Source organism: Bradyrhizobium iriomotense, from assembly GCF_018129405.1.
Lineage (GTDB): Bacteria > Pseudomonadota > Alphaproteobacteria > Rhizobiales > Xanthobacteraceae > Bradyrhizobium > Bradyrhizobium iriomotense_B.
Genome location: NZ_JAFCLP010000020.1, coordinates 48,952 through 73,015, shown reverse-complemented (window position 1 = coordinate 73,015; position 24,064 = coordinate 48,952). Strand labels below are relative to the sequence as shown.

27 protein-coding genes are annotated in these 24,064 nt (G+C 64.0%); 24 read left to right on the top strand and 3 right to left on the bottom strand.

Annotated elements, in window-relative coordinates; translation table 11 throughout:
• Nucleotides 1-32 precede the first annotated feature (32 nt).
• The 14 genes from rpsN (at nt 33) to rplQ (ending at nt 9,460) form a co-directional block, all read left to right on the top strand.
• Complete coding sequence (gene rpsN / locus JQ592_RS30540) at nt 33-338, top strand: 30S ribosomal protein S14 (protein WP_018647251.1); 306 nt, start codon at nt 33-35, stop codon at nt 336-338.
• Nucleotides 339-352: 14 nt separating this feature from the next.
• Nucleotides 353-751: a 30S ribosomal protein S8 gene (rpsH, locus tag JQ592_RS30535; protein WP_018647252.1), complete on the top strand. Its 399-nt coding sequence runs from the start codon at nt 353-355 to the stop codon at nt 749-751.
• A 16-nt stretch (nt 752-767) separates the two neighbouring features.
• Nucleotides 768-1,301: a 50S ribosomal protein L6 gene (rplF, locus tag JQ592_RS30530; protein ID WP_211406465.1), complete on the top strand. Its 534-nt coding sequence runs from the start codon at nt 768-770 to the stop codon at nt 1,299-1,301.
• An 11-nt stretch (nt 1,302-1,312) separates the two neighbouring features.
• Nucleotides 1,313-1,675 carry a 50S ribosomal protein L18 gene (rplR, locus tag JQ592_RS30525; RefSeq protein ID WP_008549238.1) on the top strand — a complete coding sequence of 121 codons (363 nt, stop codon included), beginning with the start codon at nt 1,313-1,315 and terminating at the stop codon, nt 1,673-1,675.
• A 44-nt stretch (nt 1,676-1,719) separates the two neighbouring features.
• A complete protein-coding gene (gene rpsE / locus JQ592_RS30520; RefSeq protein ID WP_008136332.1) occupies nt 1,720-2,313 on the top strand; it encodes a 30S ribosomal protein S5 in 594 nt (197 codons plus the stop codon).
• 23 nt (nt 2,314-2,336) lie between these two features.
• The gene (rpmD, locus tag JQ592_RS30515; RefSeq protein WP_011088137.1) at nt 2,337-2,531 is read left to right on the top strand and encodes a 50S ribosomal protein L30; all 195 of its coding nucleotides are present in this window, start codon (nt 2,337-2,339) and stop codon (nt 2,529-2,531) included.
• Nucleotides 2,532-2,607: 76 nt separating this feature from the next.
• Entirely contained in the window at nt 2,608-3,093 is a 486-nt protein-coding gene (gene rplO, locus JQ592_RS30510) for a 50S ribosomal protein L15 (protein ID WP_018322273.1), read from the top strand.
• A gap of 150 nt (nt 3,094-3,243) precedes the next feature.
• A complete protein-coding gene (gene secY / locus JQ592_RS30505; RefSeq protein WP_027574066.1) occupies nt 3,244-4,575 on the top strand; it encodes a preprotein translocase subunit SecY in 1,332 nt (443 codons plus the stop codon).
• Complete coding sequence (locus tag JQ592_RS30500; RefSeq protein ID WP_211406464.1) at nt 4,572-5,783, top strand: preprotein translocase subunit SecY; 1,212 nt, start codon at nt 4,572-4,574, stop codon at nt 5,781-5,783. The genes secY and JQ592_RS30500 overlap by 4 nt, the downstream gene beginning before the upstream one ends.
• The gene (locus JQ592_RS30495; RefSeq protein WP_211406463.1) at nt 5,780-6,655 is read left to right on the top strand and encodes an adenylate kinase; all 876 of its coding nucleotides are present in this window, start codon (nt 5,780-5,782) and stop codon (nt 6,653-6,655) included. Before JQ592_RS30500 ends, JQ592_RS30495 begins: the two co-directional genes overlap by 4 nt.
• A gap of 186 nt (nt 6,656-6,841) precedes the next feature.
• On the top strand, nt 6,842-7,210 hold the full coding sequence (gene rpsM, locus JQ592_RS30490; RefSeq protein ID WP_018647258.1) for a 30S ribosomal protein S13: 369 nt from the start codon (nt 6,842-6,844) through the stop codon (nt 7,208-7,210).
• Between the two features lie 130 nt (nt 7,211-7,340).
• Entirely contained in the window at nt 7,341-7,730 is a 390-nt protein-coding gene (rpsK, locus tag JQ592_RS30485) for a 30S ribosomal protein S11 (protein ID WP_007603045.1), read from the top strand.
• A gap of 115 nt (nt 7,731-7,845) precedes the next feature.
• Nucleotides 7,846-8,877 (top strand): DNA-directed RNA polymerase subunit alpha, encoded by a 1,032-nt coding sequence (locus JQ592_RS30480; protein WP_060736365.1) that lies wholly within the window; start codon nt 7,846-7,848, stop codon nt 8,875-8,877.
• Between the two features lie 166 nt (nt 8,878-9,043).
• A complete protein-coding gene (rplQ, locus tag JQ592_RS30475; protein ID WP_025036979.1) occupies nt 9,044-9,460 on the top strand; it encodes a 50S ribosomal protein L17 in 417 nt (138 codons plus the stop codon).
• 81 nt (nt 9,461-9,541) lie between these two features.
• Here the strand turns inward: rplQ and JQ592_RS30470 are convergent, their stop codons facing one another.
• Nucleotides 9,542-10,510, bottom strand: a complete 969-nt coding sequence (locus tag JQ592_RS30470; RefSeq protein WP_211406462.1) for a Bug family tripartite tricarboxylate transporter substrate binding protein — start codon at nt 10,508-10,510, stop codon at nt 9,542-9,544.
• A gap of 190 nt (nt 10,511-10,700) precedes the next feature.
• Here JQ592_RS30470 and JQ592_RS30465 point away from each other — a divergent pair, with 190 nt between their 5' ends.
• Nucleotides 10,701-11,489: an SDR family NAD(P)-dependent oxidoreductase gene (locus JQ592_RS30465; RefSeq protein ID WP_211406461.1), complete on the top strand. Its 789-nt coding sequence runs from the start codon at nt 10,701-10,703 to the stop codon at nt 11,487-11,489.
• 9 nt (nt 11,490-11,498) lie between these two features.
• Complete coding sequence (locus tag JQ592_RS30460; protein WP_211406460.1) at nt 11,499-11,795, top strand: DUF1330 domain-containing protein; 297 nt, start codon at nt 11,499-11,501, stop codon at nt 11,793-11,795.
• Between the two features lie 116 nt (nt 11,796-11,911).
• Here JQ592_RS30460 and JQ592_RS30455 read toward each other — a convergent pair whose 3' ends face one another.
• Nucleotides 11,912-12,925, bottom strand: a complete 1,014-nt coding sequence (locus JQ592_RS30455) for a zinc-binding alcohol dehydrogenase family protein (RefSeq protein WP_211406459.1) — start codon at nt 12,923-12,925, stop codon at nt 11,912-11,914.
• A gap of 134 nt (nt 12,926-13,059) precedes the next feature.
• Between JQ592_RS30455 and JQ592_RS30450 the strand changes: the two genes are divergently transcribed.
• A complete protein-coding gene (locus JQ592_RS30450; protein ID WP_018647266.1) occupies nt 13,060-13,437 on the top strand; it encodes a winged helix-turn-helix transcriptional regulator in 378 nt (125 codons plus the stop codon).
• Nucleotides 13,438-13,613: 176 nt separating this feature from the next.
• On the opposite strand, the gene JQ592_RS30445 is transcribed toward JQ592_RS30450, so the two are convergent.
• Entirely contained in the window at nt 13,614-15,227 is a 1,614-nt protein-coding gene (locus tag JQ592_RS30445; protein WP_211406458.1) for an OprO/OprP family phosphate-selective porin, read from the bottom strand.
• A gap of 327 nt (nt 15,228-15,554) precedes the next feature.
• Between JQ592_RS30445 and JQ592_RS30440 the strand changes: the two genes are divergently transcribed.
• From JQ592_RS30440 to JQ592_RS30410, 7 genes are all read left to right on the top strand, one after another.
• On the top strand, nt 15,555-16,961 hold the full coding sequence (locus JQ592_RS30440; protein ID WP_211406457.1) for a DegQ family serine endoprotease: 1,407 nt from the start codon (nt 15,555-15,557) through the stop codon (nt 16,959-16,961).
• The gene (locus tag JQ592_RS30435; protein WP_211406456.1) at nt 16,958-18,295 is read left to right on the top strand and encodes a replication-associated recombination protein A; all 1,338 of its coding nucleotides are present in this window, start codon (nt 16,958-16,960) and stop codon (nt 18,293-18,295) included. Before JQ592_RS30440 ends, JQ592_RS30435 begins: the two co-directional genes overlap by 4 nt.
• 52 nt (nt 18,296-18,347) lie before the next feature.
• Nucleotides 18,348-19,586 (top strand): RluA family pseudouridine synthase, encoded by a 1,239-nt coding sequence (locus JQ592_RS30430; RefSeq protein ID WP_211406455.1) that lies wholly within the window; start codon nt 18,348-18,350, stop codon nt 19,584-19,586.
• A 214-nt stretch (nt 19,587-19,800) separates the two neighbouring features.
• Entirely contained in the window at nt 19,801-20,112 is a 312-nt protein-coding gene (locus JQ592_RS30425; protein WP_211406454.1) for a hypothetical protein, read from the top strand.
• Between the two features lie 45 nt (nt 20,113-20,157).
• Complete coding sequence (locus tag JQ592_RS38780; RefSeq protein WP_211406453.1) at nt 20,158-21,204, top strand: C1 family peptidase; 1,047 nt, start codon at nt 20,158-20,160, stop codon at nt 21,202-21,204.
• An 82-nt stretch (nt 21,205-21,286) separates the two neighbouring features.
• The gene (locus tag JQ592_RS30415; RefSeq protein WP_211406452.1) at nt 21,287-22,807 is read left to right on the top strand and encodes a hypothetical protein; all 1,521 of its coding nucleotides are present in this window, start codon (nt 21,287-21,289) and stop codon (nt 22,805-22,807) included.
• Nucleotides 22,808-22,818: 11 nt separating this feature from the next.
• Entirely contained in the window at nt 22,819-24,060 is a 1,242-nt protein-coding gene (locus tag JQ592_RS30410; protein WP_211406451.1) for a CHAT domain-containing protein, read from the top strand.
• Nucleotides 24,061-24,064: the final 4 nt, after the last annotated feature.

Sequence of the window (24,064 nt, the reverse complement as noted above, 5' to 3'; positions counted from 1 at the left end):
GCCTCTCAAACGCGGATACCCAGGAGCCAAGCATGGCAAAGAAGAGTTCAGTCGAGAAGAACAACCGGCGCAAGCGGATGGTGAAGAATGCCGCCGCCAAGCGCGAGCGGTTGAAGGCGATCATCGCCGACAAGAAGCTGCCGATGGAGGAGCGTTTCGCTGCGACGTTGAAGCTGGCCGAAATGCCGCGCAACTCGTCGGCGACCCGCATCCGTCTGCGTTGCGAGCTGTCGGGCCGCCCGCGCTCGAACTATCGCAAGAACAAGCTGTCCCGTATCGCGCTGCGCGACCTTGGCTCCAAGGGCATGGTCCCGGGCCTCGTGAAGTCCAGCTGGTAAGGAGGGTCGTTTAGATGTCTACGCACGATCCAATCAGCGATCTGATCACCCGTATCCGCAACGCGCAGATGCGCTCCAAGACCAAGGTCTCCACGCCTGGCTCGAAGATGCGCGAGAACGTGCTCGAGGTCCTCAAGTCCGAGGGCTACATCCGCGGTTACGCCACGCTTGAGCATCCCTCGGGCCGCAGCGAGATCGAGATCGAGTTGAAGTATTTCGACGGCGAGCCCGTCATCCGCGAGATCGAACGCGTTTCCAAGCCCGGGCGTCGTGTCTACGCCTCGGTGAAGAACCTGCCGCGGGTCAACAACGGGCTCGGCATTTCGGTGTTGTCGACGCCGAAGGGGATCATGGCCGACCACAGCGCGCGCGACGCGAATGTGGGCGGTGAAGTCCTCTTCACGGTGTTCTGAGAAGGATTTTTCATCCATGTCACGAGTTGGCAAAAGGCCTGTGGCGGTTCCGTCGGGTGTGACCGCGACCGTCGATGGGCAGACCGTCAAGATGAAGGGGCCGAAGGGCCAGCTTCAGTTCGTCGTCCATGACGAAGTCGAGGTGAAGCTCGAGAACGGCCAGGTCAAGGTCAAGCCGCGCGCCGAGACCAATCGCGCGCGCGCCCTGTACGGCACCGCTCGCGCCCAGGTCGCGAATCTGGTCGAAGGCGTCACCAAGGGCTTCGAGAAGAAGCTCGAGATCACCGGCGTCGGTTACCGCGCCGCGATGCAGGGTAAGAACCTGCAGCTCGCGCTCGGCTACAGCCACGACGTGATCTATCCGATCCCGGAGGGGATCACGATCGCCGTGCCGAAGCCGACCGAAATCACGGTGTCGGGCAGCGACATCCAGCGCGTCGGCCAGGTCGCCGCGGAGATCCGCGCCTATCGTCCGCCGGAGCCCTACAAGGGCAAGGGCGTGAAGTATGTGGGCGAATTCATCTTCCGCAAGGAAGGCAAGAAGAAGTAACGGAGCCGGTCATGTCCAAAGCCAAGGTTACGAATGCCCGGCGCAAGCGGAGTGTGCGGCTGAAGCTGCGCCGCTCCGGTGGCGGCCGTCCGCGTCTGTCGGTGTTCCGCTCGTCCAAGCACATCTACGCCCAGGTCATCGACGATCTGAAGGGCGAGACGCTGGCCTCTGCCTCGTCGCTCGAGAAGGCGATGCGCGACGGCGGCAAGACCGGTGCCGACATCGATGCGGCGAAGGCGGTCGGCAAGCTGCTGGCCGAGCGCGCCGCCGAGAAGGGCGTCAAGGAAGTCGTGTTCGATCGCGGCAGCTACCTCTACCACGGGCGCGTCAAGGCTCTGGCCGACGCAGCGCGTGAGAGCGGGCTGAGCTTCTAACAGAATTTGAGGATTGAGGCGTAAGCCTCTGAAGGATTGGAAAAATGGCAGAACGCGAACAACGTGGTGGACGCGATCAACGCGGCGGCGGACGTGAACGCAAGGAGCGCGAGGAGCGCGACAGCGAGTTCGTCGACAAGCTGGTCCACATCAACCGCGTGGCCAAGGTCGTCAAGGGCGGCAAGCGCTTCGGTTTCGCAGCGCTGGTCGTGATCGGCGACCAGAAGGGCCGCGCCGGCTTCGGTCACGGCAAGGCGCGCGAAGTGCCTGAGGCGATCCGCAAGGCAACCGAGTCCGCCAAGCGCAACCTGACGCGCGTCTCGCTGCGCGAGGGCCGCACGCTGCATCACGACATCGCCGGCCGTCATGGCGCGGGCCGTGTCTACCTGCGTGCAGCTCCGGCCGGTACCGGCATCATCGCCGGCGGCCCGATGCGCGCCGTGTTCGAGACGCTCGGCGTCCAGGACGTGGTGGCCAAGTCGATCGGCTCGTCGAACCCGTACAACATGGTGCGCGCGACCTTCGACGCGCTGAAGCACCAGGATTCGCCGCGTTCGGTCGCAGCCCGCCGCAACATCAAGGTGTCCACTCTGCAGTCCCGCCGTATCGGCGGTGATGCCGAGGCGGCTGCCGACTAACGGAAGCTTTGGAGTAGACTCCCATGGCCAAGGCCGCAAAGACCATCAAGCTCGAGCAGACCGGCAGCGCGATCCGCCGCCATCACTCGCAGCGTTCGACGCTGATCGGGCTCAAGCTCAACAAGATCGGCCGCACCAGCGAACTGCCGGATACTCCGGCCGTGCGCGGCATGATCGAGAAGGTTCACCATCTCGTCCGCATCGTCGACGAGAAGTAAGAAGCGGCGCGCGATCCCGGAAAGCGGGCTACCGGTTTTCGGTGAAGATCGTGCGCAAGACACAAGGAGAAGGGCGATGAAGCTCAGCGATATCGCCGACAACGCCGGCTCGCGCAAGAAGCGTATGCGCGTCGGCCGCGGCATCGGTTCGGGCAAGGGCAAGCAGTCCGGCCGCGGCGGCAAGGGCCAGACCGCGCGTTCGGGCGTGCGTATCAAGGGTTTCGAAGGCGGCCAGATGCCGATGCATCGCCGTCTGCCCAAGCGCGGCTTCAACAACATCTTCCGCGTCGAGTTCGCCGAGATCAATCTCGACCGGCTCCAGGAAGCGGTCGATGCCAAGAAGATCGACGCCGGCAGCGTCGTGAACGTTGAGGCCCTGGTGAAGGGCGGCGTGCTGCGCCGCGCCAAGGCCGGCCTGCGGCTGCTCGGCCGCGGCGAGCTCAAGTCCAAGCTCAACATCGAAGTGCATGGCGCCACCAAGACCGCAATCGCGGCGGTCGAGAAGGCCGGCGGCTCGGTGAAGATCCTCGCCCCTGCCAAGGAAGAAGGCGAGGCGGCGTAACAACTGCGTCATTGGCCCGCGGCTCGCGGGCCTTTACGCATGCGGGACGTGGACTTATCGAAGCCGAGCCCCAGATAATGTCCGGCGTCCGCTAGATAGTAGCCCGGCCGCGGGCATGACGGCGCAACAGGCGGCGGGAGAAAGTCCAAGATGGTCTCTGCAGCGGAACAACTGGCAGCCAATCTCAATTTCGGCGCGTTTGCCAAGGCCGACGAACTGAAGAAGCGCATCTGGTTCACCCTGGGTGCGCTGCTCGTTTATCGGCTTGGGACCTACATCCCGCTGCCGGGCATCGATCCCAACATCTGGGAGCAGGTGTTCCGGTCCCAGGCGGGCGGCATCCTTGGCATGTTCAACATGTTCGCCGGCGGCGGTATCCACCGCATGGCGATCTTCGCGCTGAACATCATGCCGTACATCTCGGCCTCGATCATCATCCAGCTCCTGACCACCGTCTCGCCGCAGCTCGAGGCGCTGAAGAAGGAGGGTGAGGCCGGCCGCAAGACGCTGAACCAGTACACCCGCTATCTGACCGTGATCCTGGCCGCGTTCCAGTCCTACGGCATTGCGGTGGGCCTCGAAGGCGCCGGCAACGTCGTCAGCGAGCCCGGCATGTTCTTCCGCCTGTCCACGGCGATCACGTTGACCGGCGGCACCATGTTCCTGATGTGGCTGGGCGAGCAGATCACCTCGCGCGGCATCGGCAACGGCATCTCGCTCATCATTCTCGCCGGCATCGTCGCCGAGCTGCCCGCAGCGCTCGCCAACATGCTCGAGCTCGGCCGTCAGGGCGCGATGTCGACCGGTCTGATCCTGGTCGTCATCATCATGGCCGTCGCCGTGATCGCCTTCATCGTGTTCATGGAGCGCGCCCAGCGCCGGCTCTTGATCCAGTATCCGAAGCGCCAGGTCGGCAACAAGATGTTCGAGGGCCAGTCCTCGCATCTGCCGCTCAAGCTCAACACCTCGGGCGTGATCCCGCCGATCTTCGCATCCTCGCTGCTCTTGCTGCCGACCACGGTTGCGAACTTCAACGCGGGCAGCGGGCCGGAATGGTTCCAGTGGATCACCACTCAGCTCGGCCACGGCCGTCCGCTGTTCCTGATCATGTATCTGGCGCTGATCGTGTTCTTCGCGTTCTTCTACACCGCGATCGTGTTCAACCCGACCGAGACCGCGGACAATCTGAAGAAGCACGGCGGCTTCATCCCGGGCATCCGCCCCGGCGAGCGCACCGCCGAATATATCGACTACGTGCTGTCGCGCATCACCGTGCTCGGTGCGATCTATCTGGCGATCGTCTGCTTGATCCCGGAGATCCTGATCTCCTACGCCTCGGTGCCGTTCTACTTCGGCGGCACCTCGCTGCTGATCGTGGTCAGCGTCACCATGGACACGGTGGCGCAGGTGCAGGGCTATCTGCTGGCCCATCAGTACGAAGGCCTGATCCGCAAGTCGAAGCTGCGCGGCCGCCGTAGATGAGAAGGGAGCTCGCGCGCCGAATCGCTTTCACGATTGGCGCGCTGCTCCTTTTCCGGCTCGGCACACAGATCCCGGTCGCGGGATTGAACGTTCCGAGCTACTCGCCGATGCTCGACTTCATATCCCGCCTGTCGATCTTTGCGCTCGGCCTCATTCCCTATCTGACTGCGGCGATCCTCATACGGCTGCTGTCCGTGGCATGGCGCGGCCTGAATTCGCTGGAGCGATCGGGTGAGGGCGGCCGCCGCAAGCTGGCGCGTGCCACGCTCGGCCTCACGCTGGGTCTTGCGGCCTTTCAAGCCTACGGTATCGCCTCGGCGTTGACATCCATTCCGGGCCTCGTCAGGGATCCCGATGGCTGGTTCGTGATGACCGCCACGGCCTCGATGGTCGGCGGCGTCTTCGTGCTGGTGTGGCTCAGCGAACAGATCACCCGCCACGGCATCGGCAATGGCCTCGCCCTGATCTTGAGCGTCAGCTTCATCGTCGCCATTCCGCAAAACGTCGTCGGCATTCTGGATCTCGTGCAGAGTGGTGCGATCTCGGGCAATCTCGTGCTCGGCCATGCCGTGTTCTGGATCATCACCATTGCCGTGATCGTGCTTGTCGAAGGCGCACGGCGAAATGTGCGCGTCGAGTTCGGCGCACGTGGCGTCGGCCATCGGCAACTGCCGGCGCGCGATGCCGTGCTGCCGATCAAGCTCAACAGCGCCGGGTACCTGATTCCGGTCACGGTGGCGCCGTGGATCTTCTTTCTGCCGCTGGCCTTTGCCGGCTTCATCCTGGGCGGCGATCACCCCTTGGTCGCCGCGGCCTACCGGCATCTCCAACTGGGGCAGCCGGCGCACATGATCCTCGTGTCGATCGCGGTCTTCGTGCTCGCCTTCATCTACACGGCCTATGTCGTTGATCCCGAAGATACGGCCAAATCCCTGGCGCAGCATGATGGCACCATTCCCGGCGTCGCGCCCGGCGAGGCGACGGCCGACCATCTCGATCGCGTCGTATCATTGACGACAGTCGTCGGAGCCGTCTACCTGACTGTGTTGCAGTTGATTCCGGAGGTGTTCGAGCTTTACGGGATCGGTCTGCCTTATAGTATGATCATCAATGGCGGTGGAGCGCTGGTTGTGGTTTGCACCGCTCTTGATATCAAAACACAGGTGCGCGACGTATCGCTCACCAATCCGGGGGGCGTACGCCGATGAGAATTATACTTCTGGGACCGCCGGGGTCAGGCAAGGGGACCCAGGCGCAGCTCTTGGTGCAGCGCTATGGCATCGTCCAGCTTTCCACCGGCGAGATGCTGCGCGCGGCCGTTGCGGCGGGAACGCCGGTCGGGCTGAAGGCCAAGGAGGTCATGGCCGGCGGCGGGCTCGTGCCTGATGAGGTCGTGGTCGGAATCATTTCCGACCGGATCGACCAGCCCGACGCCAAAAACGGTTTCATCCTCGACGGCTTCCCGCGCACCGTGCCGCAGGCCGAGGCGCTGGATGAGCTGCTGAGGCACAAGCATCTCAAGCTTGATGCGGTGATCGAGCTCCGCGTCAACGAGAGTGCGCTTCTGAGCCGGGTCGAGACCCGCGTCGCCCAGATGCGTGAACGCGGGGAGGAGGTCCGGCTCGACGACACCCCGGAGGTCCTGACCAAGCGCCTGGCCAGCTACCGCAGCCAGACGGAACCCCTGATTCACTACTATTCCGAGCGGCGGAAGCTCTCCACCATCGACGGCATGATGGCCATCGACGAGGTCACCCGCGCCATCCACCGCCAGCTCCTGGCGCTCGGGGCGGTGGAACCCAAGACCCACGCCCGCAGCGCGGCGAAGTCGGCCCCGGCCAAGAAGGCCAAGACCGCCCAAAAGCAGGCCAAGGCCGCCAAAAAGCCGGCAAAAGCGGCTAAAAAGACTGCGAAATCGGCCAAAACCACCAAAAAAGCGGCCAAGAAGGCCGTGAAGGGGACCAAGAAGGCGGCAAAGAAAACGGTCAAAAAGGCAGCGAAAAAGACCGCCAAGAAGGCCGTCAAAAAGGGTGCCAAAAAGGCCGCAAAAAAGGTCACGAAAAAGCGAGCCAAGCGCTAGCAGCGGTTGACGAAGGCCCCTGGAATCCCCTAATAAGCCCCGCATCCAAGTCGGATAGTTTCAGACGATGCCGGGCCCCAGGAAGACCGGGGGTGGGCGTCGTGTTCGCGTTTGTGAACACCTGCCCGAGAAAGCAAGCACTTAAGCCCGATTCCTGACGAGGGATCGGCAACAGGAGAGAAGGCCGTGGCCCGTATTGCCGGCGTGAACATTCCCACCAACAAGCGCGTGCTGATCGCGCTCCAGTACATCCATGGCATCGGCCCGAAGATTGCCGGTGACATCATCGAGAAGGTGAAGATCCCCGAGGATCGTCGCGTCAATCAGCTCAGCGACGCCGAAGTTCTCCAGATCCGCGAAGTGATCGACCGCGACTATCTCGTCGAGGGCGACCTGCGTCGTGAGGTCGGCATCAACATCAAGCGTCTGATGGACCTCGGCTGCTATCGCGGCCTGCGTCATCGTCGCGGTCTGCCGGTGCGCGGTCAGCGCACCCACACCAATGCGCGTACGCGCAAGGGTCCGGCCAAGGCCATCGCCGGCAAGAAGAAGTAATTCGCGCGAATAGGTGAGTGGCGAATGGCGAGTGGTCATCCACTCGCTATTCGCCACTCGCCATTCGCATTTTCAAAGGTGTAGCCGCTGGCATTACGGCGGCGTTTGAGATCTTCAGGAAAGGGACTCAATGGGCAAGGAAGCCACCCGCGTTCGCCGTCGTGAGCGCAAGAACATCGCCTCCGGCGTTGCGCACGTGAACTCGTCGTTCAACAACACGACCATCACCATCACCGACGCGCAGGGCAACACGATTGCCTGGTCTTCCGCCGGCACGATGGGCTTCAAGGGCTCGCGCAAGTCGACCCCGTATGCCGCGCAGGTTGCCGCCGAGGACGTGTCGAAGAAGGCGCAGGAGCACGGCATGCGCACGCTGGAAGTCGAAGTTGCCGGTCCCGGTTCGGGCCGCGAGTCGGCGCTCCGCGCGCTCCAGGCCGCGGGCTTCACCGTCACCTCGATCCGCGACGTGACCACGATCCCGCACAACGGTTGCCGTCCCCGCAAGCGTCGGCGCGTTTGATACGACATTGCGGGCGCATCGGCGGCGCCCGCGATGACTTTTCTAAGAAGCCGCGGGTGCAATCTGCGGCCTTTCTCCAACGCCAGTGTCTGCAACGGCAGTTCGACTGGCCTGTATGGGTGAAACAGTGACGATCCAGAAAAATTGGCAAGAACTGATTCGGCCGAACAAGCTCCAGGTCACGCCCGGCAGTGACCCCTCGCGTTTCGCGACCATCGTCGCCGAGCCGCTCGAGCGCGGCTTCGGCCAGACCCTCGGCAACGCGCTGCGCCGCATCCTGCTCTCCTCGCTCCAGGGCGCGGCGGTGCAGTCGGTGCACATCGATGGCGTGCTGCACGAGTTCTCCTCGATCGCGGGCGTCCGTGAGGACGTCACCGACATCGTGCTGAACATCAAGGACATCTCGATCAAGATGCAGGGCGAAGGCCCCAAGCGCATGGTCGTGAAGAAGCAGGGCCCGGGCGTCGTCACCGCCGGCGACATCCAGACCGTCGGCGACGTCACCGTGCTCAATCCGGACCTGCAGATCTGCACGCTCGACGAGGGCGCCGAGATCCGCATGGAGTTCACGGTCTCCACCGGCAAGGGCTACGTGCCCGCCGAGCGCAACCGTCCCGAGGACGCGCCGATCGGCCTGATCCCGGTCGACAGCCTGTACTCGCCGGTCCGCAAGGTCTCCTACAAGGTCGAGAACACCCGCGAGGGCCAGATCCTCGACTACGACAAGCTGACCATGACGATCGAGACCAACGGCGCGATCTCGCCGGATGACTCGGTGGCCTATGCCGCCCGCATCCTGCAGGATCAGCTCAACGTGTTCGTCAACTTCGAAGAGCCGCGCAAGGAAGTCGCCCAGGAGATCATCCCGGACCTCGCCTTCAACCCGGCCTTCCTCAAGAAGGTGGACGAGCTCGAGCTGTCGGTGCGTTCGGCCAACTGCTTGAAGAACGACAACATCGTCTACATCGGCGACCTCGTGCAGAAGAGCGAAGCGGAAATGCTCCGCACCCCGAACTTCGGCCGCAAGTCGCTGAACGAGATCAAGGAAGTGCTGGCCCAGATGGGTCTGCACCTCGGCATGGAAGTGCCGGGCTGGCCGCCGGAGAACATCGACGAGCTCGCCAAGCGCTTCGAGGATCATTACTAAGCATTTCGTCGTTCCGGGGCGGCTCGCAGAGCCGAACCCGGAACCTCGAGATTCCGGATCGCCGCTTCGCGCCGTCCGGAATGACACCATGGGCGAACGCAGGCAGCCCACCTGAGCAACATGTCCGACGAACCGTCGCGGCAGTTTTAACGTAAGGACCAAACACATGCGTCACGGCAAGGTTCATCGGAAGCTCAACCGAACGGCCGAGCATCGCAAGGCGATGTTCGCCAACATGGCGGCCGCGCTGATCAAGCACGAGCAGATCGTCACCACGCTGCCGAAGGCCAAGGAGCTCCGTCCGATCGTCGAGAAGCTCGTCACCCTCGGCAAGAAGGGCGGCCTGTCGCTCCGCCGCCAGGCGATCTCGGAGCTGCGCGACGTCGACATGGTCAAGAAGCTCTTCGACACGCTCGCGACCCGCTACAAGGACCGCCAGGGCGGCTACACCCGCATCATCAAGGCCGGCTTCCGCTACGGCGACAACGCCGCGATGGCGGTGATCGAGTTCGTCGATCGCGACGTCGATGCCAAGGGCCAGGATTCCGGTCCGGTGCAGGAAAAGGAAGCCGAGGCGGCGTAAGCCACCTCTGCGGATATGGATTGAAAACGGCGCCCTCGGGCGCCGTTTTTTGTTCTTGGAATGCTGCGGATCCGCGAGGCGCTATTCTTCCTTGATCCCCGCCTTTTGGGCGATGTCCTTCATTTCAGCGGTCTCCTTGCCGATCGCTCCCGCCCAGTCGCTGTAACGCGAGAAGCCCGGCTCGAAGCCGACCTTGGCGAAGCGCTCGGCCACCGAGGGATTGTTGATCGTCTCCTCCAGGGTCGCCGACAGCTTGTCGTGAACGGCCGGCGGCAAGCCCTTGGGAGTGACCACGGCGCCCCATGACGCGAAGTCGATATTGCTGTAGCCGAGCTCTGCGAGCGTCGGCACGTCGGGCAGGAACGGCGTGCGCTTGCCCGAGAACACCGCGAGCACCTTGACGGTGCCGGCCTCGATCTGCGGCTTCACGGCGATCACGGTGTCGACGTGGTACTGGATGTGCTTTCCGATGAGGTCGTTCATCGCCGGCGCACTGCCCTTGTAGGGCAGATGGACCATCTTGATCCCAGCGGCCGATTTGAACAGCTCGCCGGCAAAGTGCGAGACGGTTGCGACGCCAAAGGACGCAAGCGACAGCTTGTCGGGATTGGCCTTCGCCTCAGTGACCAGCGCAGCCACGTCCTTGACCGGGTTGTCCTTGTAGGTGACCAGCGCCAGCGTGATCTTGCCGACCTGGCCGAGCGGCTCGAAATCCTTGGCCGCGTCGTAAGGCACGCTTTCCTTCACCGCCGCCGGCAGCGTGAAGCTAGAGTTCGAGCTGAAGAACAGGGTGTATCCGTCAGGCGCCGAGCGCGCGACTTCCTTGGCCGCGATCGTGGTGCCGCCGCCGGGGCGGTTCATGATGATCACGGGCTTGCCGAGCCGCGTCTCCAGCTCGCTGCCGATGATGCGCGCCACGACGTCGGAGGCGCCGCCGGGCGGGAAGGGGACGATCAATTGCAGCGACTTTTCCGGATAGACCGCCTGGGCCGGTGCGGGCGCATTGCCAGCAATCAAACCGAGCACAACCGTCAAAGCCGTTCTTTTCATCGCGTCGTTCTTCCGTTCTTAAGTGAGCAAGAGAATCCCGGATGGCCAAGCAACAATCGTTCCAGCGGCAGTCCGCGGCGCCCAGGGGAGCGCAGGAAAAGTGCCGGGCGCCTCACTGATTGGTGAGCGCCGATTGCGGCCCGATCCGCCGCGTCCGATATCCCCACCATCGACCTGATGGAGACAGTACATGAACATCGACCTTTCCGGAAAGACCGCCCTGGTGACCGGCTCGACCGCCGGCATCGGCCATGCCATCGCCAAAGGCCTTGCCGCCTCGGGCGCGAGCGTCGTGATCAACGGGCGCGGCCAGGACAAGGTCGATGCGGCCGTGCGCAAGCTGGAAGGGACGGGCGCCAAGGTCCGCGGCATCGCCGCCGACGTTTCCACCGCTGCCGGCTGCAAGGCGCTGGTGGCGGCTCTGCCCGAAATCGACATCCTCATCAACAACGCCGGCATCTTCGAGCCGAAGGACTTTTTCGAGATTCCCGACGAGGACTGGGGTCGCTTCTTCGAGGTCAACGTGATGAGCGGCGTGCGGCTGTCGCGGGCCTACATGAAGGGCATGCTCGAGCGCAACTGGGGCCGCATCGTCTTCATCTCCTCGGAGTCCGGGCTCAACATTCCCGTCGAGATGATCCACTACGGCATGACCAAGACGGCCCAGCTGTCGGTCGCGCGCGGCCTCGCGCAGCTCACCCGCGGCACCGGCGTCACCGTCAATTCCGTGCTGCCGGGCCCGACCATGTCGGAGGGCGTCGAGACTTTCGTGAAGGATCTCGCGAAGCAGAACGGACAATCGGTGGATGAAGCCGCCGCCAATTTCGTCAAGCAGCACCGGCCGAGCTCGCTGATCCAGCGTTTTGCGAGTGTCGACGAGATCGCGAACATGGTTGTTTACGTCGCCTCGAAGGAAGCGTCCGCGACCAACGGCGCAGCGCTGCGGGCAGAAGGCGGTATCGTCAACACGATCGCGTAAGAGCCGCCTATGACCGCTTATGTGATTTCCGAAGTCGAGATGCGCGATCTCGATGGATTTGAAGCCTATCGCGTGCTCGCCGCGAAGACGATCGCGCAATTTGGCGGGCGCTATCTCGTCCGTGGCGGCAAGGCCGAGCTGGCGGAAGGCAAGCTTCCGCCGAAGGCCATCGTCATCGTCGAACTCCCGTCGATGGCGAGGCTGAAGGAATGGTACGCCTCGCCGGAATACGCCGAGGCGTTGAAGATCCGCGCCGGTGCGCTGGAGCGGCGCTTGATATTTATTGAGGGCGTGGTGCCAGCCTAGAGCGCCGCAATCGTAGGGTGGGCAAAGCGCAAGCGTGCCCACCACCTTGATTACGCGTGTCGAGGAGATGGTGGGCACGGCGCAAGGGCGCCTTTGCCCACCCTACGAGATCTTCGCTACCACCCCTCCAGCACGATCTTGCCGCGCGACTTGCCGCTCTCCAGAAGCGCATGCGCGCGCTTGAGATTGGCAGCACTGATCGTGCCAAAGGTCTGGTCGAGCGTGGTGCGCAACACGCCCTTGTCGATGAGGTCGGCGACGTCGTTGAGCAGATGATGCTGCGCGATCATGTCGGGGGTCTGGAACGAGGAGCGCGTGAACATCGATTCCCAGTGCACCGAGATCGCCTTGCCCTTGAACGTACTCATGGTGAACTCGGGCGGATCGTCGATCAGGCCGAACCGTCCCTGCGGAGCCATGAACTCGGCGATCGCCCTGTAGTGTTGGTCGGTGAATGTGAGGCTCGCCACCAGCGCGACCGGCGGCAGCTTCAATTTCTCGATCTGCTCCTTCATCGGCTTGCCGTGATCGATCACGGCATGCGCGCCGAGATCGAGGCACCATTTCTGCGATTCCGGCCGGGTCGCGGTCGCGAGCACCGTGAGCCCGGTGAGGCGGTGCGCAAGCTGGATCAGGATCGAGCCGACGCCGCCGGCGCCGCCCGTGATCAGCAGCGTGCGCGGATCGACGCTCTTGCCAGGCACCGCGCCGAGCCGGTCGAACAGCAACTCCCACGCCGTGATGGAGGTGAGGGGAAGGGCTGCTGCCTGTGCGAATGACAGGCTCTTCGGCTTGTTGCCGACGATGCGCTCGTCGACGAGGTGGAATTCGGCATTGGTGCCCTGGCGCAGGATCGAGCCCGCGTAAAACACCTCGTCGCCCGGCTTGAACAGGGTGACGTCGGGACCCACGGCGTCGACGACACCGGCTGCGTCATAACCCAAAATCTTGGTCTCGCCCTCGGGCGGGGCGGCGCGCTTGCGCACCTTGTAGTCGACCGGGTTGGCCGAGATCGCCTTCACGGCGACGCGGATGTCGCGCCCCCCGGGCTCGGGCTTTGCGGTCTCGAAATCGATCAGTGAATTCGCGTCCTCGATCGGGAGCGATTTCTTGTAGCCGACGGCCTTCATGGCGTGTCTCCATCAGATGGCGCGATAGCTTGTGATGTGCGCCTGACCTGCTAACTGTCTCGCTGGCCTCCATTTGGCAAGTACTGTAAATTCGGGGATATAGTCCCTGTTTGGATACTATTGGGAAAATCCGCATGAAACGCCGCAATTTTGCCCGTCGTCCCGGCTGCTCGGTCGAGGCGACGCTGGACCTGATCGACGGCAAGTGGAAGGGCGTGATCCTCTATCATCTGCAGAGCGGAACCCAGCGCTTCGGCGAATTGCGCCGCCGGATGCCCGGCATCACCCAGCGCATGCTCACGAAACAGCTGCGCGCGCTGGAGGAGGACAAGCTCGTCATTCGCAAGGTCTATGCGGAAGTGCCGCCGCGGGTGGAGTATTGCCTCTCCGAGCTAGGCGAGAGCCTCAAGCCTGTGATCGACATCCTCAAGGCCTGGGGCGAGAGCCATCAGCAGCGGCTGTCCTGCGCGCCGCCGCCGGTGGTCGTGAAGAAGCCGAAGCGCGCGGCGTGAGATTGCAGAGAAGCTGACGCTCCAATCTCCGGTGTCGTCCTCGCGAAAGCGGGGACCCATACCCCCAGGGAGAAGTTTGGGCGCGAGCCGGCAACTCCGAGCTTTCGCCAAACTACTCCCTGTGGCTATGGGTCCCGGGCTCGCGCTGTCGCGCGCCCCGGGACGACGAGCGAGAATCAGAATGCGAACTGTGTGCGCATCGCGATGGCGTCGAACTTCGAGCCGACATCGGCAGTCGAGACCGGCGAGGCCTGCCTTGATACCGTGCCATGCAGGTAGTCGAGCATGAAGCGGACATTGCCGTTGACGTACCAGTTCAGAGCGAGCGTGTAGACGGTCTGCCGGCCGCCGGCGATGCCGGTGGCGCTCCCAAGCTGATCGTTGAGATCGAGGGTCGAAAAGCGCCCCGCGATCTCCCACGCGCCCCAGCCGCCGCCTTCGAGCGAGAACGGGTGCGCCGGCTTGACGCCGCTATAGGCTGCATTCGCCGCATTGTAGCTGCGGCTCTCGCCCGTCAGCACGTAGCCGGCCTGTGCATAGCCGCCCTGGAATTTGAGGCTCGGCGCCCCCAGCGGCGGCAGGCCGGTATTGGCGCTGCGATCGATGTTGAACCAGAAATACTCGCCCTGCAGGATCAGCGGTCCGTAGGTGGCGGCCGCTTCGACGCTATAGACCTGTGCGCCGGAGGCATTGGCGATCGCGCCGGTCGTCGCCAGTGCCGTCGGATCGATGCGCAGTTCCGGACGATCGTTCAGCGTCACCGTCTGCGCGCCCGTCACGAGGTTACGCGTCGGTTGGATCAGCCACTCGGCATTGCCGCCGAGATGGACCGAGTAGTCCTTGCCGTTGACGACCTGGCCGGCGACACGGGCGACCGCGCCATACTGTTCGGTGGTGCCGTTCGGCGCAGCGCTCGAGGCGGAATGGATCGCACCCGTGGCGGGACCGGTTACATAGGCGCCAGCCCAGAACACGTCATTGTACCAGCGCGTGCCGATGGCCGAGCGAAAGTCGCCTGCGGCGATGCTGGTGGCGACGACGCCTGCCGAGGCGCGCTCCATGAACAAGATGTCGTTGGAGCTTGTGGCCTCATCGAGCGTGTAGGGGAGGTCCATGATGCCGCCTTCGATGGCCATCTTGCCGCCGAACGGCTTCAATCCCGTGTAGCTCAGATAAGCGTTCTCCACGCCGGATAAGCCGCCGCCCGGGAGCGATCCCGGCGCCGCGCCGCCAAATCCGTCGGACGAGCCGCCGAAATCGTAGATCAATGCAAAGTTCCAGTCGTTGAAGAATTTGCCGGTGACGCCGATGCGCGCGCGGCGGACGTTCTCGCCGCTGTCGAGCTTCTGCGGCACGGTGCCTGCCGTGTTGGGGCGATAGTCATAGCCGCCGACATCCCAGTGGAGGCGGCTGGTGATGGCCACACAGTTCGCCCCGTCGGCGGTGCAGATGGTCGGTCGGTTGTTCGGCATCGTCACGACGACGCCGGATACCGGCGCCGCGCCCTTGACCGGATACGCGGCGTTTGCATTGGCCACCGCGGCCTTCGCCTCCGATCGCGCTTCAGCTTTGGCCTCGGCCTTTGCTTCGGCCTTGGCCTTCGCCGTTGCCGCCGTGTTCGCGGCGGTCTGACTCTGGAGCTTGTCGAGCTTCTGCTCCAGCAACTTCAACTGCTGCTTCAGGAGCGCAATTTCCTGCTCGCTGCTGCTTGCTGATTGGGCCTGGGCCTGCGAGGCCGCCAGCGCGCCGGCGAGACCAATCGCCGTGGCTGCAATTCTTGTCCTGCTCACGTTACGCCTCCATCGTTTGACGAACTTCCCCAAGTCACTTCCACAAGTCGCGAACGGAGAGCCTAGGTGTGATCGATGACTGCCCCGCGACGCTGCGCCCGGTTGCGCGGTTCCCACTGATGCAAATTCGCCGCAACCGAATCCGCTTCTCACCACAATGCTGGATGATGCGCATCATGCCAATGGACAGTCCGGCCAAACTGCCCGATTCGCACGCTGGGCTTGCAGGCCGGACACACCGGGGAAGGGGCCGAATATTGCCGCCCGGCGCCCTTCTATTGGGGGGCGAACGCGCCTATATTCCGGCGTCTTTTCCAAGAGGTAGGAATGTTTCGATCGACCTGGACTGCTGCCGTCGCGGCATTGTGCATAGCCTTTTCGGCCCACTTCAATCCGGCCGCGGCGCAGGACCGTCGGGTCCCGTCGTCGCCGGCCGAGCTGCGGCTGTCCTATGCGCCGATCGTGCAGCGGGTGCAGCCGGCGGTCGTCAACGTCTATGCCGCGAAGGTAGTGCAGAACCGCAACCCGCTGCTGGACGATCCGATCTTCCGCCGCTTCTTCGGCGTGCCCGGCCAGCAGCCCGAGCAGATGCAGCGCTCGCTCGGCTCCGGCGTCATCGTCGATGCCTCCGGCCTCGTCGTCACCAACGTCCACGTCATCGAGGGCGCGGATCAGGTCAAGGTGTCGCTGTCGGACAAGCGCGAGTTCGAGGCCGAGATCCTGCTCAAGGATTCGCGCACTGACCTCGCCGTGCTCCGCCTGAAGGACACCAAAGAGAAGTTTCCGACGCTGGACTTCACCAATTCCGACGAGCTGCTGGTCGGCGACGTCGTGCTCGCGATCGGCAATCCCTTCGGCGTCGGCCAGACCGTGACGCACGGCATCATCTCCGCGCTCGCGCGCACGCAGGTCGGCATCACCGACTACCAGTTCTTCATCCAGACCGATGCGGCGATCAATCCCGGCAATTCCGGCGGCGCGCTGGTCGACATGAGCGGCAAGCTTGCCGGCATCAACACCGCGATCTATTCGCGCTCCGGCGGCTCGCAAGGCATCGGCTTCGCGATCCCCGCCAACATGGTGCGCGTCGTCGTCACCTCCGCCAAGAGCGGCGGCAAGGCGGTGAAGCGGCCCTGGCTCGGTGCAAAATTGCAGGCCGTGACGCCGGAGATCGCCGAGAGCCTCGGCCTGCGCTCGCCGACCGGCGCGCTGGTCGCCAGCGTGGTGTCGAACGGTCCCGCGGCCAAGGCCGGCCTGAAATCCTCCGATCTCATCACCGGGATCGACGGTCAGACCGTGGATGATCCCAACGCCTTTGACTATCGGTTCGCCACGCGTCCTCTCGGCGGCACCGCGCAGATCGACGTGCAGCGCGGCGGCAAGCCGGTCAAGCTGACCGTGGCGCTGGAGACCGCGCCCGATACCGGGCGCAACGAGCTCGTTATTACCGCGCGTTCGCCATTCCAGGGCGCGAAGGTCTCGACCATCACGCCGGCGGTTGCCGACGAGCTGCATCTGGATGCCGACACCGAAGGCGTCGTGATCGCCGATCTCGGCGGCGACAGTGCGGCGGCGAGTGTCGGCTTCCAGAAGGGCGACATCATCCTCGCCGTCAACAATCAGAAGATCAGCAAGACCGGCGATCTCGAGAAGGCCGCGGGCGAGCGCCCGCGGATCTGGCGCATCACGTTGGTACGCGGCGGTCAGCAGATCAACGTTACGCTGGGCGGATGAGTCCGAAGCGACCACAGGAGACGCCAACGCTCTTCGCCGCGGCGGGGCTCGACCACGAGGCTCCGCATCCGCTGCCGGATCGCTTGCGTCCGCGTGCGCTGTCGGAGGTCGTCGGCCAGGATCACATCCTCGGCCCCGACGGCGCGCTGACGCGCATGCTGGAGACGCGCACGCTGGGCTCACTGGTGTTCTGGGGGCCGCCCGGCACCGGCAAGACCACCGTGGCGCGGCTGCTGGCGGACGCCACCGATCTGCATTTCGAGCAGATCTCCGCCGTGTTCTCCGGCGTCGCCGACCTGAAGAAGGCGTTCGATGCCGCACGCGCCCGCCGCGAGATGGGCAAGGGCACGCTGCTGTTCGTCGACGAGGTGCACAGATTCAACCGCGCCCAGCAGGACTCGTTTCTCCCCGTGATGGAAGACGGCACGGTGGTGATGGTCGGCGCCACCACCGAAAACCCGTCCTTCGAGCTCAACGCGGCGCTTTTGTCCCGCGCGCGCGTGCTGGTATTTCGCTCGCTGGATGCTGCCGCGATCGAAAAGCTGTTCGCGCATGCCGAGGAGGTCGAGGGCAGGAAGCTGCCGCTCGATGCAGAGGCGCGCGCGGTGCTGGTGCGCATGGCCGATGGTGACGGCCGCGCGTCGCTGACGCTCGCCGAAGAGGTCTGGCGTTCGGCGCGGGCGGACGAGATTTTCAACGCCGCGCAATTGCAGGACATCCTGCAACGCCGTGCACCGATCTACGACAAGTCGGCCGATGGCCACTACAATCTGATCTCGGCGCTGCATAAGTCGGTGCGTGGCTCCGATCCCGACGCCGCGCTGTATTACCTCGCGCGCATGCTCGATGCCGGCGAGGACCCGCTGTTCCTGGCGCGCCGCGTCGTGCGCATGGCGGTCGAGGACATCGGCCTTGCCGATCCGCAGGCGCTCGTCATCGCCAATGCGGCGAAGGATGCCTTCGATTTCCTCGGCCATCCCGAGGGCGAGCTCGCCATCGCTCAGGCCGTGGTCTATCTCGCCACCGCGCCGAAATCGAACGCGGTCTACACTGCCTTCGGCACGGCGATGCAGGTCGCAAAGCAGGCCGGCTCGCTGCTGCCGCCAAAACACATCCTGAACTCGCCGACCAAGCTGATGAAGTCGGAGGGCTACGGCTCCGGCTACGCATACGACCACGACGCCCCCGACGCCTTCTCCGGCCAGGACTATTTCCCGGAAGCCCTCGGCCGCCAGACCTTCTACGACCCGCCCGAACGCGGCTTCGAGCGCGAGATCCGCAAGCGGCTGGATTACTGGGCCAAGCTGCGCAAGGAGCGGGGCGGCTCGCGCTAGAGGCGGCCATTTCGTCGTGACGAAAGGCCGCTTTTAGGGTACGCAGGCAACCATGAGCCGCCGCATCAAGAGAATGAACCCAAAGCCCCGTTCGCGTGACGAGCGCGATGACGCACGTCCGCATCAGGCGCGCAGCGCGAAGAAGGCCGGACCGCGTCCGGGCGGCAAGCCGGGCGGGAAGCCGCCGCGCTTTGGCGGAGAGCGTGCCGAGCGGCGTGGCCCCGAGCGCGCAGAGCGGCGGCCGCCCAAAGCTGCGCCGGAAAAGGCTGCGCCCGCAAAACCCGTCGAGGCGCTGCTGCCGACCAAGGTACAGACCGTCATCGTCACCGCCGACGAGAACAACATGCGCGTCGACCGCTTCCTCGAGGCGCGCTTTCCCGGCCTGTCGTTCTCCCACATCCAGCGCGTCGTCCGCAAAGGCGAGCTCCGCGTCGATGGCAAGCGCGTCGACAGCAAGGACCGGCTGGAGGAGGGACAGAGCGTCCGCATTCCGCCGCTGAAGCTCGACGCGCCGAAGGCGGTCGGCGAGCTTTCGGAGGCTGCGCAGAAGACGCTCAAGGCGCTCAAGGAGATGACGATCTGGGAGGATGACGACGTCCTCGTGCTGAACAAGCCCGCCGGCCTTGCCGTGCAGGGCGGCTCGGGCATGACGCGGCATATCGATCAGATGCTGGAGGTGATGCGCGATTCCAAGGGCCAGAAGCCGCGCCTCGTGCACCGCATCGATCGCGAGACCTCGGGCTGTCTGCTGATCGCCAAGACGCGCTTCGCCGCCTCGCATCTGACCGGCGCATTTCGTTCGAGATCGGCGCGCAAGGTCTATTGGGCGCTGGTGCCGGGCCTGCCGAAGCCGAAGCAGGGCCGCATCTCGACCTTCCTTGCGAAAGAGGAGAGCGAGGACGACACCATCATGCGCATCGCCCAGCACGGCGACGAGGGCGCCAGCCACGCGGTGACGTACTACGCCGTGGTCGAGACCGCCGGCAACAAGCTGACCTGGGTGTCATTGAAACCGGTGACGGGGCGCACCCATCAGCTCCGTGCGCACATGGCCCATATCGGCCATCCCATCATCGGCGATCCCAAATATTTCAACATCGAGAACTGGGAGCTGCCGGGCGGCCTGCAGAACCGTCTGCATCTGCTCGCGCGCCGCATCGTCATTCCGCATCCGCGCGGTGGCGTGATCGACGCCACCGCGCCGCTGCCGCCGCACATGCAGCAGTCCTGGAACTTGCTCGGGCTGGATGCGAGCCGATTCGACCCGATCGAGAACGCGCCCGAAGAATAGGTCGGTGCTCGCCGTCAGGCCGGTTTTTTGGTCCTCCGCGCGGTACGGCATGGCCGTCCAGCGCCGCGGCTCCATTATTCCTGACGTTGAATAGATTTGACGCTGTCTCCGAAAGTTGTAAGCTGAGGCATATTGCGTATTCAGTGCGGGCGACAACATTTCGGACCGTAGCGACCTCGGTCTGGCAAATTGCGGGCAAGGGCCGCAAGTCCAGATGATGCACGTCGTATTTTGTGTGAGCGATATGGATCTTGCTGGGCTGGATATTTGGCCGCCCGAAGCCCTCGAGCGTTTGAGCGGCAGTTGGATTACGACTGCGGAGCAGGTGGTCGCCATCGCTGCCACGCAGGGCGGGATTTCCGCGCTCGCTGCGCAGACTGAGCTTCCTCGGGATATCGTTGAGCAGTTTGTCGATCGGACGCGCCAGGCGCTGCCGTCCTCGCTTCGCGACAGGTTGTCGCGACCTGCTGATACGTCGCAATTCGGGACCGGCGCGAACCGTCCCCCGGACGAGTCCAAAGACTAGAATTGGTTCTACGCAATCGATTAACCCTCGACGAGGAGGTGTAAAGTGGCTTCATCTCACGACCTTCCTGACTTCGGCGGCAGCCCGCTCGACACGGTGCCCGGTCTTTCCCAAGCGACCATCGACAGCGTCAAGAAATTCGGATTTTCAGACGCAGAGCAAGTGATGGCGGCTCTGGCCGTCCCCACCATCATGGAGAAGATGCAGGCCGCGACCGGCGTATCGGAAGCGCATTTTCAGGAATTCGTCGGGGCTCTTCGGGCCCGGTTTCCAGGAATTGCGGCCGTGGATACCGGACCGATGCCGCTTGGCGCATTGCCGCCGAGCGCCGAGATTGATCAATTCATAGTGGCTCAAGCGGCGCCTCAGATGGCTGCCGACGGACTGCCGCCCTATGTCAATCACGCCGGGAAGATGTCGCCCGGCAAGCAGCAAGGGTCGCGTGGCACCTGCGTTTCGTTCGCGATGACGGCGGTGCACGAATACTACGAGCGGGCGAGCGGCCGTTCCGTTGGCGACTATTCAGAGCAGTTTCTCTACCACGAGACCAAGAAGATCGACGGACGGCCCGATATTTGCGGGACCTGGAGCGTCAAGGCCGCGCAGGTCCTCGGCAGTCTCGGCCAATGCCGCGAGCAGGTATGGCCCTACAACGGCGATCCGCCCTGCAACAACAACGGCGAGGAACCCGCAACCGCAAAGTCGGATGCCGCCGGCCACAAGCTGCCGACCGTCATACTCACGCCGCGCAGCGTCGACGGGATCAAAAGCGCGCTCTTCAATGGCAGCGTCGTTGCCTTCTCAATTCCGGTCTACAACAGCTGGTATCAGTCGGGTGAGACCGCGCGAACCGGACGGATCACGATGCGGATCGGCGACGAGCCGATGAATGGCGGACATGCCATGTGCCTGATCGGATATCAGGATCAGGCCAATGCGCCGGGCGGCGGGTTCTTCATCCTGCGCAACAGCTGGTTCGGAATGTGGGGGACAGACTGTCCCTATGGTTCCGGCAACGGCACGATACCCTACGCCTATATCGCCAACGAGAACTGGGAAGCCGTGACGACTGCGCCGCCTCCGACAGTGTGAGCGGCCTCGTGCGCGGCGAGGAACAACGTCGCGCGCGTCTGGTCCCTGGCGGAACGTGCGCCGAACCATCTAGGGGAGCACCGTGGCTGAGCCGTTGACGGGTATGTCCGACCTCGCCGTTCTCACGGTCACCTTGTTGCCGGGCGGCACGAGGGAGCAATCCTCCGAGCCGTCCGAGACGATGGCGAAGGTAAAGTTCGTCCTCGATGGACTTGGAGACCGAAAATCCTGCACCGTCGCCGCACGCGAGATGGGAATTCCGCGCCGTCTCGAATGGAGCAAGCTTCGCGGCCGCGGCGACTATTCCTTCCGGTTGCCGCCCGATCTGACCGAATGGTTGCACGACAGTGTGGACGAGATCACGCAGTCTGGTTGTGTTCTTTGGCTGCATTTGATCAAGCCGTACGGTTACCTCGGCATGTTTCCCTGGGAAAGATTGCTGGAGCCCGTGCTTCCCTGCGCGATCCTCCGTCTGCCAGACTTTGTGGTCGATCCGCCTCTGCAAACGCCCTCCGTGATCGACATTGCGCTGTGTTGCCAGTTCGGGGGCGGCAATCTGTCGGCCAATGTCGAGCTGCTGGTCGATGCCGCGAAGGCGCTGTCGAATAGCAGCGAAATCCAGCAGGTGAGGGTGACGGCCTTTGCCGACGCCGAAATCTGCAAGGCGCTGTCCCGATCCAACGCGGCCAAAAGCCTTTCGGCATTTTCGTTTCGCGAGATCGACCCCGGAGAATCCGCTTTCACGACCTACATCTTCAATCCGATCGCGAACTTCGGCAACCCGATCCGTGCGTGGCTGGCAGGTCTCGGTAGCGGTGGTCGGGGCACCGGAACGGGATTGCCGTCTAGCAAGGATTTGCTCGCGACCGCGGTAGACCCGGTCAAGAGCCCCTGGCTACGGGCAGTCCGGAAGGCGCTCGGCGGACAAAGCGTTGACGTTGTGCACATCCTTGCCCACGCCATGCTTTCACTCGAAAGCGGCGTGCTGCTGCTCGATCAACCCGACATCAACACGCAAAGCCCAAGCGCACACGCGGTGTCTGCGGAGGAGTTCCTGGCGTTTCAGGCCCAGGTCGGCGCCTGGGCTGTCGGCGTGTCGTCGCCGCCTGACACGTTCTCGGACATGGGGCTGCGGCAGTTCGCAGACAGCCTGGCGCAATTGCGGCCCGGACCACTGCTCTATCATGATGTCGCCTCGGATCTGTCCTGTGGCGAACTCCGCACCGCATTCGCGTTCCTGCTGTCGAAGTCGCCGACGACGCCGCATCGGTCATCGGCGACCTTCGCCTATTGCGAGCCATTCCGGGTGTTTGACGACCGGGTGCCCGACGGGACGCTCGAGAGCCTGAGCCATCGTTATACGCGGAATGAGGCGACGTTTCAGAGCAGCGCCGATGTCCGATCGGCGTTTCAGACGCTGGAGAATGTGCCGGCATGGGCGGCGGCCAGCGAGCGTTTCGTCGATCTCTACAAGAAGCAGTTGGCGGAGCTTTCCAGCAAGGGTGGCACCGGCGCGTCCAGCATGGATCTCAATGAGATCCGCTCGACGCTGTCGCGTCTACAGGCCACGGTCGCAAAGGTCGTGAAAGATCAGGGATCATGACTGAGAGATTGTTGATCGACGTCGGACGCTTCGGCGACGCGTTCTATTGTCAGCTGTCCGGCAAGCAGGATAGCGGCGTGCCTCTCGATCTGGACGCCATCTCCGCCGCTTCGAAGCTCAGCGTGCGGGCGGGGGGCACGAAGATATACGAAGAGCTGTGCAAGAACCGGGAGGTGAAAAAGGCCATCGACCGGGCTCTGGATGGAGAGGCGCAGCCGATCTACATCAATGCCTCGTCAATTCCCGCGCAGGGCATTCGCTGGGAGTCGCTCTGGGCGGGCGATCCGGCGCGCTTCGTTTCGCTCAGCCAGACATCATCGGTTGCACGCATCGCAGGAACGGACACGGCGCGCAATCCAGCCAGGTTCAAGCCACCGATTCGCATCCTCGCCGTGATCTCTGCGCAGGGCCGCCCGGCCGAGCCCGAGTGGGACGAATTGCGCCAGGCGATCGAGTACGCGCAACCGACCGGCTTGCCGATTCAGGTGCATGTCGTGACGGGCGACGCAGCGCTCTACGCGGCGCTTCGCGATGCGCCTGCCGTCAACTGGCTGACATACGCGGCGGTCCCCGATACGGTCGATGCGCTGAGCCTCGAGATCGAGAAATTCAAGCCGCACATTCTGCACTTCTTCTGCCATGGCCAGGTCGACGCGGGCAATGCGTATCTGGAAATTCAGGGGAATGTGGAGGAATTGCAACTCTCGATCAGGGAGCTGACCCAGGTCACCGGTCTGGAAGACGTCTGGCTGGTCGTTCTCAATTCCTGCCTCGGTGGTGCCTCGCTCGAAGGCTATCCGTCCATGGCCTACCGCATCGTGTCGGACGGCAAGGTCCCCTTTGCGATCGGTGCGACCGAAAACGTCGACGTCCGCGACGCCAACCGGTTCACCCGGGCATTCTACAAGCGCCTGCTGTTTTCGTTCGGGAAAAGCGTCGGCGCTGCTGCCGCAAATGACGTGCTGACGCTGGAGTGGCGCCAGGCGCTCTATGCCGCGCGAGACGCGATCAACAAGGCGAACCAAGACACGCCCGAGACGTGCACCGAGTGGATTCTGCCGGTTCTGTTCGAGCATCGGACGCGGTTGCAGCTCATCATGCCGCAGCCGCAAGCGGCGGGTGCGATCCCGCCGGAGTTGGCGGCGCTCCGCTTGAAGATGGCGAGGGAGTTGCTGGCGGCCCTGCCGCCGGATACCAGCGAGGCCACCAAGAACCGGCTGATCGCGGCGATACTCGGCGAGCCCAACGGGTGAGGTC